Consider the following 13,578-nt stretch of genomic DNA (forward strand, 5'->3'; position numbering starts at 1 on the left):
GGCCATGGGCGCGGGCCAGGCAACGACCGGGCAGCCGTCGTCCAGGATGTTTTCTAGCGGCAATAAAAATAAAATCTGGTATTTCTGATAATTTCATCAGGAGCGGATTATCATCGGTACCGTTATCAATAACGGTTCAGTTATGCGGCGTGTGATCGACAAGTTGGGGGCAACGTTATCGGCATCGCTTACGTTGCTGGTGGGGTTGTGCGCAACCACGCTGGTGTTCGTCGCCACCAGCCACCTGGAAGAGGATGCCGCCAGCCTGGATTTCCAGCGCCGGGCGGCTTTGCGCACCTTTACCGTCCAGCGCGGGCTGGAAGAGGCCGTGCAGGTGTTGTCGGTCATCAACCATTTCTACGCCACCGTCGGCGATCCCACCCGCGAGCAGTTCCGCGATTTCACCCAGCCGCTGCTGGAGCACTACCCCTATGTGCGCGCCTTCGCGGTCCACCGCTTCGTCGCCGACGACGACCGGCCGGTGTTCGAAGCCCTGCGCCAGGGCCTGACCCCCGATTTCCAGATCACCGTCCTGGCCGACGGCAAGCAGGAGCGGGCGCCCCAGCGCCCGTTCTACCTGGTGGTCGATTACATCGAGCCGGTCAGCGGCAACCAGTCCGCGCTGGGCCTGGACATGTCCGGCAACCAGGCCTTCAGGCAGGCATTGGAAACGGCGCTGGCCAGCGGCCGTCCGGCATCGACGCTGCCGATCCGCCTGGTTCAGCTGGCGCCCGGCGAACGCGGCCTGCTGGTGTTGCAGCCGGTCTACCGCGGCGGCGTCCAGCCGGACAATATCGAGGAGCGGCGCGCCGTCATGATAGGCGACACCACCGCCGTGCTGCAGGTGACCGAGTTGGTGCGCAAGATCCTGGATAGCGCCGGCTTGCTGGCTGACGACGAGATCGGCGTGCGCGTCTTCGTCGGCCCCAAGGCCGATGAGACCAGCTTGGTGTACCACCATGGCCGCGCGCTGGAAACCGGCTATCAGCCGCTCCATATGGCGGCGCTGGGGGCGCTGTTCCACCAGCCGTCCGGCACCATGGCCAGCTTCGACATCGCCGGCCAGACCTGGCACGTGGAAATCAGCATTCCCCCGCGCTCGGTGTTTTCCGACCATTACGGCTCGCTGCTGATCCTGCTGGCCGGCATCGTCTGCTCCCTGCTGGGGGCCGCCTACCTGCGCGCGCTGGCGCTGCGTTCGAACCGCGTGCAGCGCCTGGTCGAGGAAAAGACCGCCGAGCTGCGCCACACCAATGCGCTGCTGTCCGACGATATCCGGGCGCGCCGCCTGGCCGAGCGCGGCTTGCAGCTGCGCCAGCAAGCCATCGAATCCAGCGCCAACGCCATCATCATCCTCTCCGCCCAGGAGCCGGATTACCCGATCGAATACGTCAACCCGGCGTTCGGCCGCATCACCGGCTACAGCCCGGCTGAAGCCGTGGGCCGCAACATCCGTTTCCTGGAAGGGCGCGACAGCGATCCCGAAGGCTTCGAAACCGTGTGGATCGCCATGCGCGAGAAGCGCGAGCACAACGTGGTGCTGCGCAACTACCACAAGGACGGCTCGGAGCTGTGGAACGACTTCTACATCGCCCCGGTGAAGGACGACAACGGCGCCGTGACGCACTTCGTGGCGGCGCTCTACGACATCACCTCGATGAAGCGCTACGAGGCCGAACTGGAATTCCAGGCCAGCCGCGACACGCTCACCGGCCTGATCAACCGCCACATGCTGCGCTACCACCTGGACCAGGCCATCGGCAACGCCGAGCGGCAGAAGCAGGCGCTGTGGCTGGTGTTCGTCGACCTCGACCGCTTCAAGTTCGTCAACGACACGCTGGGCCACAAGGCCGGCGACACCCTGCTGCGCACCGTGGCCGGGCGCCTGCGCGCGGCGGTGCGCGAGGCCGACAGCGTGGCGCGCCTGGGCGGCGACGAGTTCATCATGATCCTGCCCGAGCAGGACGAGCTCACCCTCGACACCCGCAGCCTGCAGCGCATCATGGACGCGGTGGCCGCGCCCATCTCGCTGGGCGGCCATACGCTGTTCATGACCTGCAGCATCGGCGTGGCCTGCTATCCGGGCGACGGCACCGACGGCGAGACCCTGATCAAGCATGCCGACATCGCCATGTACCGCGGCAAGCAGACCGGGCGCAACAATTTCCAGTTCTATACGCCGGCCATGAACGAACAGGCGCTGGAACGCCTGCGCATCGAGGCCGACCTGCGCAGCGCGCTGGACCACCACGAATTCCTGCTGCATTACCAGCCCAAGGTCGATCTCGCCAGCGGGCGCGTGGTCGGCAGCGAGGCGCTGATCCGCTGGCAGCATCCGCAACTGGGCATGGTCTCGCCGGCGCGCTTCATCGGCCTGGCCGAAGAGACCGGGCTGATCCTGCCGATCGGCGCCTGGGTGCTGCGCACGGCCTGCGTCCAGTGCCGCCGCTGGCAGCTCGACGGGTATGGCGATATCAGCGTGTCGGTCAACCTGTCGGTGGGGCAATTCCTGCAGAAGGACCTGGTGACCTCGATCGCCGACGTGCTGGCCGATACCGGCCTGCCGCCGGCCTCGCTGGAGCTGGAACTGACCGAAAGCCTGATGATGACCGACGTCGAGCACGCCATCGGCATCCTGAACGGCCTCAAGGAACTGGGCGTGCGCCTGTCGATCGACGACTTCGGCACCGGCTATTCCTCGCTGGCCTACCTCAAGCGCTTCCCCATCGATGCGCTCAAGATCGACCGCTCCTTCGTGCGCGACATCACCATCGACGCCGACGATGCCGCCATCACCGCCTCCATCATTTCGCTGGCGCGCCACCTGAAGCTGCGCGTGATCGCCGAAGGCGTGGAAACCGACGAGCAGCTGGACTACCTGCGCCATTACGGTTGCGACGAGATCCAGGGCTACCTGTTCAGCCCGCCGGTGCCGGCCGAGAAATTCGAACAGATCCTGAAGCAGGAACGGACGATGGCCTGACGGCCACGCCAGATAAAGCAAAAGGCCGGTGGGCACATGCCTCACCGGCCTTTTGCTTTGGCAAGACGGTTCAATGGCGGCCGATCCAGGCCAGGACCAGGGCGATGGTCGGCAGCGACAAGGTGGTGGAAACCAGGATCGCGCGCGACATGCCGGCGACCTCGCGCCGGTACAGCTCGGCCAGCATGAACGGGCCGGTGCCGATCGGCATGGCCGCCAGCAGCACCGCGCTGTCGGCCCATACCCGCGGCAGCGGGAACACCCAGTACGCCAGCAGCGCGGTCACGGCCGGCTGCAGCAGCAGCTTGAAGGCCACCAGCAAAGGCACCGAAGCGCCTTCGCCGCGCTGCACCGGCTGCGCCAGGAACAGGCCCAGCGACACCAGCGCGCAAGGGCTGGCCGCGCCGCCCAGGATCTTGAACAGCTGCTGTACGCCAGCGGGAACGGGCAGGCCCGACAGCGCCACCGCGATGCCCGCGACCGGCGCGATCATGATCGGGTTGCGCGCCAGCGACCGGCCCACCTTGGAAACCGTCTTGCCCAGGCTGGCGCCGGCGTGCAGGCAGCTTTCCAGCAGCACGATGGCGACCGCGAACAGCAGGCAGGCGGTCAGCACCATGGCGATCACGGAAGGCGGCAGGCCGTCGCGGCCGAAGGCCAGGTAGCACAAAGGGATGCCGATGAAGCCGACATTGGCGTAGGAAGTGCCCAGGCTGTCGATGATCACATCGGCCGCCGCGGCCTTCTGGCGCACGCGTATCCAGGCGGTCAGCAGGAAGACGATGGCGATGCCGGCGGCGAACACGCCGATGAAGCGCACGTTGGCGAAGTCGGCCGGCGTGAGCCGCGACATCGAGTCGAACAGTAGCGCCGGCAGGCCCAGGTAGATCACGAAGCGGTTCAGTTCGCTGGCGGCGCCGGCCGAGAGGACATTGCGCTTGCGGCAGATCCAGCCGAGGAAGATCAGCGCGAAGACCGGGAAGACGATGTTGAAGATGGCGAGCATGGCGGCGCGCAGCCATGCTGCGCCGGGGAAGTTTGTCGGATGGGGGAGCGGAGGCGCGCCGCCGGGGACGGGGTCAGGCCTGCTTTCTCTTGGCGGCGTACTCCGCGCTGGTCAGCACCCGCGCCAGATGTTCGGCCGCGCCTTCGGCATGCTGGCGCGCCAGCTTGTCGGCCACCGCCGCGCGGCCGTCGATGACGGCTTGCAGGATGGCCTCGTGCTCATCCCACACGGCCAGGTGCGAGCGCACGTCGGAAGAGAGGATGGCGCCCATGGCGCGGCGGATGTGGTGCCAGTGGATGGCGGTGGTTTCGCCCACCATCGGGTTGCCGCAACTGCGGTAGATGAACTGGTGGAAATTCATGTCGGCCACGATGCGCGCCGACAGGTCGCCCGTGTCCGAGGCCGCGCGGCCGGCGGCGATCAGGGCGCGGCCCTCGCGTTCGCCGGCGGCGCGCTCGTCGCCGTTGCGCTTCCAGCGCTCGGCGGCCTCGCGCGCGGCCAGGCCGTCCAGCACCGAACGCACCTGGTAGAGCTGCATCAGCTTCACCGGATCGAGCGCCGTCACCATCACGCCCTTGCGCCCGGCGTCCTCGATGAAGCCCTGGCGCTTGAGCAGCTGGAACGCCTGCAGGATGGGCTGGCGCGATACGCCCAGTTGTTCGGCCAGGCCTTCCTGGGTGATTTTCTCGTTGGGCGCCAGGGTGCCGGAACAGATGGCATCCAGGATGGCGTCGTAGACCTGCTCGATCAGTTGCGCCGGGGCGTCGATTTTGTACATGGGCTGGTTGCCTGCAAAGAAGATGGTTTCGTGTTCTGTATGCAGATTATGGGGGCGCCGCAACCTTGTCAAGCCGCAAGGGCGGGCGCCTGGGGGAGGGCGTAGAATGGCGGCCTTCGCATAGCCGTACAATCCAAACCCATGCCTGCCCGTCCTGTCATTCCCGCCTCCGCAGAGTTGCTTGCCGCCTGGCGCGCCGATCCCTACAGCGGCGACGCCGGCCGCATGGCGCAACTGCTGGCCGCGCCGCAAGCCGGGCTGGATGCTTGCCTGCAAACGCAGCATGCGCCGGCGATCCTGGATTTGCATTTCGGCGCCGGGCTGGCCTTCCTCGCCAGCTGGCGGCGCTTCGACCAATTGCACGCGCAGGGCGGGGCGCAGCGTCTGCCGCAACGTCTGCATTATGTAGCGATCCAGCCCCATCCCTGCCGCGCCGAGCAATTGCCGGCGCTGCACGCCGGCTGGCCGGAACTGGCGGCTTATGCCGACCGGCTGCGCGCGGCGTGGCCGCCGCTGCTGCCGGGCACGCACCGGCTGCTGCTGGACGAGGGCCGAGTCACGCTGACGCTGGTATTCGGCCCGCTCGATGAGGAACTGGCGCGCCTGGAAGCGCCATGCGACCTGTTCTACCTGCATGCGCGCCAGCAGCAATTCGACGCCGCCGCCTCGGACTGGAACCCGCACGCCTGCAAGCGCCTGGCGCGCCTGGCCTGGACCGGCGCCCATGCGCTGGTCTTCGATGGCGAGGCGAGCGCCGCCACCATGGCCGCCATGCGCCAGGTCGGATTTTCCGGCGCGCCGTTGCAAGGCGCGCTGGCCCTGCATTACGCCCCGACATGGAAGCGGCCGCCGGCGCATGTGGCCGCTGCCGATACGCCGCTGCTTCGCCAACCCGAACATGCGCGCCACGCGCTGGTGATCGGCGCCGGCCTGGCTGGTTGCGCCATCGCCGAACGCCTGGCCGCGCGCGGCTGGCGCATCGACCTGGCGGACGCCGGCGACGGGCCGGCCACTCAGGCTTCCGGCAACCTTGGCGGATTGTTCATGCCGGCGCTAGCGCGCGACGACAGCCCGCTGGCGCGCCTGACGCGGGCCGCCTTCCTGTTCGCCGGGCGCCATTGGGAACGGCTGGGCGGCATCGGCACGGAGGCGGACGCCGCCATCGCCGGTGAGCGCTGCGGCATCCTGCAGTTCGGCCGCGACGCCAAGCAGGCGCTGTCTTTCGAACAGGGCGCGCAAGACTGGAACTACCCGCCCGAATACGCGCGCTGGATGGACGCGGAACAGGCGCGCGCGCTGCTGGGCATGCCGGTCATGGGCGGCGGCTATTTCTTTGCGCAGGCCGGCTGGCTCAATCCGCCGTCGGTCTGCCGCCGCTTCCTTGCCGCGGCGCGACAGGGCGGGGCGCTCGCCACCCATTTCGGCCGGCAAGTGGCGGCCCTGCGCCGCGACGGCGAGCTCTGGCAGGCGCTGGATCAGGCCGGGCAAGTCATCGCGCAGGCGCCGGTGGTGATCCTCGCCGCCGGCGCCCAGGCGCGCACGCTGGCGCAGAGCGCATCGCTGCCGCTGAACGCGGTGCGCGGCCAGGTCACGCACCTGCCGGCGGCAGGGTTTCCCGAGCTGCCGGTGGCCTTGTGCGGCGACGGCTACCTGACCCGGCCCTATGCCGGGAGCGTATGTATGGGCGCCAGCTACGACCGCGACGGCGACACCGCCCTGCGCGCCGGCAGCCACGCCGACAACCTGCAGCGCCTGCGCAATATGCTGCCGGGAATCGATCAACGCTACGCCATGCCGGATGCGCAAGCGGCCAATCTGCCGGGCCGCGTCGGCTTCCGCTGCATCGCGCCCGACCGCCTGCCGCTGGTGGGCGCCTTGCCCGACGTCGATGCCGCCGCCGCGCCCACCCGGCTGGAAGCCGTGCCGCGCCACGCCGGCCTGTATGGTTTGCTGGGCTACGCCTCGCGCGGGCTGATCTGGGCGCCGGTCATGGCCGAGCTGCTGGCGGCGATGCTGGAGCGCGAACCCTTGCCGCTGCCGCGCGACTTGCTGGCGGTGCTCGATCCGGCCCGCTTCGTCCTGAAAGGCGGCGCCGAAGCGGTTGCCGGCGACGACTGACCGGCTGGCGCGTTGCCAATTTGCCGCATCATGCGGGAAAAATCCGGCAAGGCCCGGTCGCCGATATTGTTGGCGCAGGGAGGCGCGTGCGAGGATGTAAAAAACAGAACCTGGAACCGCGCCATGAACCAACAGCATCACCAACCTCGTCAACCCTCGCTGCTGCGCGTGCGCGATGGCCATGAAGCACGGGTGTCCTTCGTCGAACTTTTCTTCGACCTGATCTACGTCTTCGCCGTCACCCAGCTCTCGCACAGCCTGCTGGAAAAGCTCACCCTCGAAGGCGCGATCCAGACCCTGGTGCTGTGGTTCGCCGTCTGGCTGGCGTGGCAATACACGGCCTGGGTGACCAACTGGTTCGATCCGGAAGCACTGCCGATCCGCAGCCTGCTGTTCGCCATCATGCTGGTCGGCCTGCTGATGGCGGCGGCGTTGCCGGAGGCCTTCGGCAAGCGCGGCCTGGTGTTTGCCGTCACCTACGCCCTGATCCAGGTCGGCCGCACCGTGTACGTGCTCAATAGCCTTGGCCGTGGCCATGCGCTGGCCGCCAACTTCCGGCGCATGCTGGGCTGGCTGTCGATCTCGGCGGTGCTGTGGATTGCAGGCGGCTTGTTGCCGCAATACCGGCTGGGTTTGTGGATCGCCGCCGTGGCGTGCGAATACATCTCGCCGATGATCGGCTTCTACCTGCCCGGCCTGGGCCGCTCGCGCACCGGCGACTGGACCATCGAAGGCGGCCACCTGGCCGAGCGCTGCCAGCTGTTCGTCATCGTCGCCCTGGGCGAAACCCTGCTGATGACCGGCGCCACGCTGGCCCATGCCCACGAGTGGGAAACCCCGGTGCTGGTCGCCTTCCTCGTCACCTTCGTGGGCGCGGTGGCGATGTGGTGGATGTATTTCGATACCAGCAGCAAGGACGGCAGCGAAGCCATCGTGGATTCCGACGACCCCGGCCGCATCGGCGCTTACTTCCATTACGTGCACGTGGCCATCGTGGCCGGCGTGATCCTGTCGGCGGTGGCCAACGAGCTGGTGATCGCCCATCCCGATCGGCGCATCGACCTCCTGCACGCGGCGGTGCTGATCCTGGGGCCGGCCATCTATGTGCTGGGCAACGGCATCTACAAGCTGGTGGTCTACCGCCGCTTCCCGCTATCGCATATCGCCGGCCTGGCGCTGCTGGCAATCCTGGCGCCGTTGGCTTTCTTCACCGACCTGCTGATGGTGAGCGGCCTGACTACCGTCGTGCTGGCCGTCGTCGCCGGTTGGGAAGGCTGTGCGCGGCGGGCGGTGCGGCGGGCGTATCAGGACGAGCACGCCGCCGATTTCTGAGACGGCCGCACAAAGCGCTGCTCCACCACCCGGCTGCCCCATTGCTCGCCGGGCGATTCCTCGGCCAGCGTGAAGCCGGCCGCCTCGTACAGGTGGCGCGCCGCGTGCAAGCCCTGGAAGGTCCACAAGTAAGTCTCGAACCCGTGCGCATCGACAAACGCCATGGCACGTTCCAGCAGCGCGCGGCCGATACCGCTGCCGCGCAAGCTGTCGTCGACGATGAACCAGCGCAGGTGGGCCACGCCCGAGGCCGGATCGCCGTCGATCGCGATCGAGGCCAGCGCCCGGCCGTTTTCCGCATACAGCCAGAGTTCCTTGCCGGGCGCCGGCAATCCTTGCGCGAAGGCGCCCAGCTCGCTGCCGACCTTGTGCTCGAAGAACACGCCGAAACCCGCCGCCTGGGCGTAATAGCGCGCATGCAGGCTGGCGATGTCGCCGATGCAGCCGGGCACATAGCCCTGGCCGATGGCGTCGCCGGCTGCTGCCGGTGTACTGGCGGCGGCCAAGTTGGGATTGTCCTGCGCCAGCGCTTGCGAATACAGGGCCAGTGAGCGGATCAGCCCTTGCTGGTCTTCCGGCACCAAGCGGGTGAGGGCGGCCGAGACCTGGTCGGTGGCGAACTTGTCGATCTTCTTGCGTAGCGCCTGTCCGGCTTCGGTGAGGAACAGGCCATAAGCGCGGCCGTCGCCATCCACCGCTTCGCGCCGCAGCAGGCCGAGCGCTTCCAGCCGCGCCACCTGGCGGCTGGTGTTGGACTTGTCCAGCGACAGGATCTCGCCCAGGTCGCGCGCCTGGATGCCGGGCGCCAGCCCGATCTCGATGATCGCGTGCACGGCCGAGGGGGCCAGGTCGCTGCCGGCCAGGGTGCTGCGCATGAAGCCCAGTTCGCGCACCAGCTTGCGCGAGAGTTCGCGTAGCTGGCGAATGGTTTGCTCGCGCGGGGGGATCTCCAGTCCTGCAAAGTCCATGGTGGCTCCTTGATTGGTTGCGATATGCAACCAATTTAACCCGGGATGATTGCGTTACGCAACTTGTTTCCGGTGTCCGGCTGCGCGCGCCTGCCGCCTGCAACCCGCCCGGCTGGAGTAAAATGGCGGCTTTCGCGCAGCCCGTCGGGTTTTTCCGTCCGCCAGCGCCCCGTCCCGTTTGCAGGCTTGCGAAGGAAGAGGGCGGCATCGTCCGGGCCGCGCCCGTACCCTGCTTACCGAAAGTCCCGCACATGCTGCGCATCAATGAATTATTCCTTCCGCTGGATCACACGGAAGACGACCTGAACGCCGCCATCCTGGAACGCCTCGGCATCGCCGCCGACGAGCTGGTCTCGTTCACCCTGTTCCGCCGCAGCTACGACGCGCGCAAGAAAGCCGCCATCACGCTCACCTACACCATCGACGTGGAAGTGAAGGACGAGGCCAAGGTCCTGGAACGCAACAAGAAGAAAACCAACGTCGGCCCCACCCCCGACACCGGCTACCACTTCGTCGGCCGCGCCCCGGCCGGCCTGAAGCGGCGCCCGGTGGTGATCGGGTTCGGCCCGTGCGGCCTGTTCGCCGCGCTGGTGCTGGCCGAGATGGGCTTCAACCCGATCATCCTGGAGCGCGGCAAGACCGTGCGCGAACGCACCAAGGACACCTGGGGCCTGTGGCGCCAGCGCGAGCTCAAGCCCGAGTCCAACGTGCAGTTCGGCGAAGGCGGCGCCGGCACCTTCTCCGACGGCAAGCTCTACAGCCAGGTCAAGGACCCCAAGCATTACGGCCGCAAGGTGCTGACCGAATTCGTCGCCGCCGACGCGCCGCCCGAGATCATGTACGTCAGCAAGCCGCACATCGGCACTTTCCGCCTGGTGAAGATGATTCAGCTGATGCGCGAGAAGATCGAGAAGCTGGGCGGCGAATTCCGCTTCGAGCAGCGCGTCGAGGATGTGCTGATCGAAGACGGCAAGATCCGCGGCCTGACCCTGGCCTCCGGCGAGCAGATCGAAGCCGACCACGTGGTGCTGGCCATCGGCCACAGCGCGCGCGATACCTTCGAGATGCTGTACGAGCGCGGCGTCTACATCGAGGCCAAGCCGTTCTCGATCGGCTTCCGCGCCGAGCACCCGCAGTCGCTGATCGACAAATGCCGCTTCGGCCCCAGCGCCGGCCACCCGATCCTGGGCGCGGCCGACTACAAGCTGGTGCACCACGCCTCCAACGGCCGTTCGGTCTACAGCTTCTGCATGTGCCCGGGCGGCACCGTGGTGGCGGCGACCTCCGAGCCGGGCCGGGTGGTCACCAACGGCATGAGCCAGTATTCGCGCAACGAGCGCAATGCCAACAGCGGCATCGTGGTCGGCATCTCGCCGGCCGACTACCCCGGCCATCCGCTGGCCGGCATCGCCTTCCAGCGCGAATGGGAAAGCCGCGCCTATGAGCTGGGCGGCGGCAACTACGATGCGCCGGCGCAACTGGTGGGCGACTTCATCGCCAACCGGCCGTCGACCGCGCAGGGCAGCGTGGAGCCGTCCTACAAGCCGGGCGTGAAGTGGGGCGACCTCAACCCGTCGCTGCCCAAGTACGCCATCGACGCCATCCGTGAAGCGCTGCCGGCGTTCGACAAGCAGATCCGTGGCTATTCCATGCACGACGCCGTGCTGACCGGCATCGAGACCCGCACCTCGTCGCCGATCCGCATCAAGCGCGACGACCACACCCTGCAAAGCCTGAACACCAAGGGGCTGTATCCGGCCGGCGAGGGCGCGGGGTATGCCGGCGGCATCATGTCGGCGGCCATCGACGGTATCCGCGTGGCCGAGGCGCTGGCACTGGACATCATCGGCCAGCAATAAAGCCTCGCGCATCGCGCAGCCAAAACAAAAGGCCGCTCCGGTTTCCCGGAGCGGCCTTTGTCGTTTGCCTCAGCGTGTCGCCGAGTCGCTTGCCTGCGAATTACTTCTTGGCGCGGGTGGTAGCGACGGTCTTCTCAGCAGCGGCGGTGAATTGCTTGGCGGCGTTGCTCAGGTTGGCTTCCAGCGTTTCGACGGCTTGCTTGGTGCTCTTGGTCAGTTGCTCGTAGCCGGCGTTGGCGTTGGACAGGGTCGCCTTCAGCAGCGAGATGGCCTGTTCCGAACCCGGGGGCGCGTTCTTGCTGATTTCGTCGATCAGGGCGCCGACCTTGCGGCTGGTTTCGGCGACCTGGGCTTCGGCAGCCTTGGTGAATTCAGCCTGGGTAGCCGACACGATGCTGGCCAGGTGGCGGCCGTAGGCGGCAGCCTTTTCAGCGCCCGGCTGGGCTTGCGAAGCGGCCAGCGCCAGCAGTTCTTGCGCGTCCTTGGCCGAGGCCAGTTGCTTGGCGGCGGTAGCGGACTCTTCCAGCGAAGCCTTGGCGGCCGACAGGTTCAGTTCAACGATCTTTTCCACGCCTTCGAAAGCCTTGGCGGTCAGGGTGTTGATCAGGTCCAGCTGGGCTTGCAGGTTGGATTTGGTAGCGGCGGAAAATTGATCTTGGTACGAAAACATTTTTATCTCCTGAGGTAGGGGGCAATGACAACTTGGTGTACTAAAACGAACAGCCGGGATGGATAACAAACGGCCTTCTTCCATAGCGGCTTTCGACCAGAATCAACCAACAATCATGATTTGTGCGCCGCAACAATTCCTATTTTATGCACTTCTTTGGGGAGGTCAAGTATTTTTTGTGCGTCGCACAAAATAAATTGTAACAGCGTCGAAAATATGCGACGCCCAGTCCAGGCTTGGCTTTGCGGCCGATCAAGACGAACGTTCGGACACTTTTACATGGGTTTCGCCGGACGGGATGTCGTGCACCACAATACCCGCCTCCGACGACTCGAACGGGCAGCCGGCACTGATCTCGATGCCGCGCATGCCGTCCTGGTAGCCCTGTTCCCAGCGCCACAGCAGTGAGCCGCGCGAGAAATTGACGTCCTTGGAGGGAAGGTTCCAGTCGCGCCCGGCATAGGGCAGGCGCACGATGTGGATGGTGGTGTCGGCGCCCAGCTCGGCCGTCATCTTGCGGTCGGCGGCGGTGAGCATGGCCGGCGGCAGGCGCTTGTAGAGTTCGTGGGCGGCGCGGCGCAGCTGGTATTGCTTGAGGTAGGCATCGATATGGCGCTGCGAGCGCGAGGCGAAGGTCACGTCCTTTTCGCGCGTCTGCACCTCTTCCAGCGTCTTGGGCTCGGGGCCGTCGGCGTGCCACAGGTCGACCATCATGCACAGCGTATTGACGCGCGGCTCGTCGTTCAGGACCGCCTCCAGCGGGGTGTTGGAATACAGGCCGCCGTCCCAGTACAGTTCGCCGCCGATGCGCACCGGCGCGAAACCCGGCGGCAGCGCGCCGCTGGCCATGATGTGCTCGGGGCCGATGCGGCTGTCGGCGGAGTCGAACTTGACCAGCGTGCCGCAGGTTACCTTGACCGCGCTGATGGTCATGCGGATGCCGGCCTTGCGGTTGAGGAAGTCGAAGTCGACCAGCCGCTCCAGCGTCTTGCGCAGTTCGGCGGTGCTGTAGAAGCTGGCATCCTCGGGCGGCACCGGCAGGCCCAGCGCAAACGGGTTGAACGGGCGCGGGCGGAAGAAGCCGGGCACGCCGCGCGCGAAGGTGTCCAGCGTGGTCAGCCGGGTCGACAGCAGGCGCAGGTTGTCGGGCAGATCCTGCAGGTTGAACAGGTCGGGATGGGCCACCGTTTCCCAGAATTCACGCAGGCGCGCGATGCGCGTTTCGCGCGGGTTGCCGGCGATGATGGCGGCATTGATGGCGCCGATCGAGGTGCCGACCACCCAGTCCGGCGTCAGGTTGTTCTCGTGCAAGGCCTGGTAGACCCCGGCCTGGTAGGCGCCCAGCGCTCCGCCCCCCTGCAGCACCAGCGCCACCCGCGGTCTGCCGGGGGCGGCATCTTGGCGGGTGTGTGTTGCCGGGCTGGCCGGGGCTGTCTTGCGGCGGCCGGCAACCGGCGTTTGCTCGGGAATCTTGCGCATGTTCCTTCCTTTCGGGTGACTCAAGGGAAGATCGGACGAAAATGGAAACGTTCAGTGGAGAGTGGCGGCCGGCATCCTGCTGAACGGTCAGCAGGCCCTAGCATAGCGCGGCGTGCTTACAGGGAGATGATGCGGTGGAAGAAAAGGGGGGGGAACGGGCGCACCTCAGGCCAGCGTGCCTTGCCAGAATTCCACCAGCTGGCGCGCCTGGACGCCCATCTCTTCCAGCGCCACCTCATGGCGGTGGTCGTAGATCATCATCGCGTACAGGTCGGCCAGGGCGTTCACCTCGGGCGACAGCGCGCATTCCTCGCCGGTGGCGGGACGCTGCTGGCGCCAGTAATTGATGGCTTGTTCGAGGTCGGTGAGCGTGAGCATGGCGTGT

The 13,578-nt window shown here is 66.9% G+C and carries 10 protein-coding genes; 4 read left to right on the forward strand and 6 right to left on the reverse strand.

The genetic code is table 11. From position 1 onward, the window contains the following. The first annotated feature begins 142 nt into the window (after positions 1–142). Positions 143–2,983 carry an EAL domain-containing protein gene (locus J7548_RS14420; RefSeq protein WP_290975402.1) on the forward strand — a complete coding sequence of 947 codons (2,841 nt, stop codon included), beginning with the start codon at positions 143–145 and terminating at the stop codon, positions 2,981–2,983. A gap of 70 nt (positions 2,984–3,053) precedes the next feature. Here the strand turns inward: J7548_RS14420 and J7548_RS14425 are convergent, their stop codons facing one another. Then, entirely contained in the window at positions 3,054–3,989 is a 936-nt protein-coding gene (locus J7548_RS14425; protein ID WP_290975404.1) for an AEC family transporter, read from the reverse strand. 73 nt (positions 3,990–4,062) lie between these two features. Next, positions 4,063–4,767 carry a GntR family transcriptional regulator gene (locus J7548_RS14430; protein WP_290975406.1) on the reverse strand — a complete coding sequence of 235 codons (705 nt, stop codon included), beginning with the start codon at positions 4,765–4,767 and terminating at the stop codon, positions 4,063–4,065. Between the two features lie 141 nt (positions 4,768–4,908). Here J7548_RS14430 and mnmC point away from each other — a divergent pair, with 141 nt between their 5' ends. Beyond that, complete coding sequence (mnmC, locus tag J7548_RS14435) at positions 4,909–6,885, forward strand: FAD-dependent 5-carboxymethylaminomethyl-2-thiouridine(34) oxidoreductase MnmC (protein ID WP_290975408.1); 1,977 nt, start codon at positions 4,909–4,911, stop codon at positions 6,883–6,885. 123 nt (positions 6,886–7,008) lie between these two features. Beyond that, positions 7,009–8,217, forward strand: a complete 1,209-nt coding sequence (locus tag J7548_RS14440) for a low temperature requirement protein A (protein ID WP_290975410.1) — start codon at positions 7,009–7,011, stop codon at positions 8,215–8,217. Here the strand turns inward: J7548_RS14440 and J7548_RS14445 are convergent. After that, a complete protein-coding gene (locus J7548_RS14445; RefSeq protein WP_290975412.1) occupies positions 8,190–9,185 on the reverse strand; it encodes a helix-turn-helix domain-containing GNAT family N-acetyltransferase in 996 nt (331 codons plus the stop codon). The genes J7548_RS14440 and J7548_RS14445 overlap by 28 nt on opposite strands. Before the next feature lie 251 nt (positions 9,186–9,436). On the opposite strand from J7548_RS14445, the gene J7548_RS14450 reads away from it, so the two are divergent. Further along, positions 9,437–11,044 (forward strand): NAD(P)/FAD-dependent oxidoreductase, encoded by a 1,608-nt coding sequence (locus tag J7548_RS14450; protein ID WP_290975414.1) that lies wholly within the window; start codon positions 9,437–9,439, stop codon positions 11,042–11,044. A gap of 100 nt (positions 11,045–11,144) precedes the next feature. Here J7548_RS14450 and phaP read toward each other — a convergent pair whose 3' ends face one another. The 3 genes from phaP to J7548_RS14465 all read right to left on the reverse strand — a co-directional run bounded on the left by phaP (position 11,145) and on the right by J7548_RS14465 (position 13,571). Continuing rightward, entirely contained in the window at positions 11,145–11,714 is a 570-nt protein-coding gene (gene phaP, locus J7548_RS14455; RefSeq protein ID WP_290975416.1) for a TIGR01841 family phasin, read from the reverse strand. Positions 11,715–11,966: 252 nt separating this feature from the next. Next, entirely contained in the window at positions 11,967–13,193 is a 1,227-nt protein-coding gene (locus tag J7548_RS14460; RefSeq protein WP_290975418.1) for a patatin-like phospholipase family protein, read from the reverse strand. Between the two features lie 165 nt (positions 13,194–13,358). Then, positions 13,359–13,571, reverse strand: coding sequence for a DUF3717 domain-containing protein (locus J7548_RS14465; RefSeq protein ID WP_290975420.1), 213 nt, complete (start codon positions 13,569–13,571; stop codon positions 13,359–13,361). Between the last annotated feature and the right edge of the window lie 7 nt (positions 13,572–13,578).

The organism is Herbaspirillum sp. (genome assembly GCF_017744395.1).
Classification (GTDB): domain Bacteria; phylum Pseudomonadota; class Gammaproteobacteria; order Burkholderiales; family Burkholderiaceae_D; genus Herbaspirillum.

Coding starts and splice junctions, on each gene's coding strand:
- J7548_RS14450 (WP_290975414.1), top strand. CDS start 9,437: ATGCTGCGCATCAATGAATTATTCCTTCCGCTGGATCACACGGAAGAC.
- phaP (WP_290975416.1), bottom strand. CDS start 11,714: ATGTTTTCGTACCAAGATCAATTTTCCGCCGCTACCAAATCCAACCTG.
- J7548_RS14465 (WP_290975420.1), bottom strand. CDS start 13,571: ATGCTCACGCTCACCGACCTCGAACAAGCCATCAATTACTGGCGCCAG.
- J7548_RS14460 (WP_290975418.1), bottom strand. CDS start 13,193: ATGCGCAAGATTCCCGAGCAAACGCCGGTTGCCGGCCGCCGCAAGACA.
- J7548_RS14445 (WP_290975412.1), bottom strand. CDS start 9,185: ATGGACTTTGCAGGACTGGAGATCCCCCCGCGCGAGCAAACCATTCGC.
- J7548_RS14420 (WP_290975402.1), top strand. CDS start 143: ATGCGGCGTGTGATCGACAAGTTGGGGGCAACGTTATCGGCATCGCTT.
- J7548_RS14425 (WP_290975404.1), bottom strand. CDS start 3,989: ATGCTCGCCATCTTCAACATCGTCTTCCCGGTCTTCGCGCTGATCTTC.
- J7548_RS14440 (WP_290975410.1), top strand. CDS start 7,009: ATGAACCAACAGCATCACCAACCTCGTCAACCCTCGCTGCTGCGCGTG.
- mnmC (WP_290975408.1), top strand. CDS start 4,909: ATGCCTGCCCGTCCTGTCATTCCCGCCTCCGCAGAGTTGCTTGCCGCC.
- J7548_RS14430 (WP_290975406.1), bottom strand. CDS start 4,767: ATGTACAAAATCGACGCCCCGGCGCAACTGATCGAGCAGGTCTACGAC.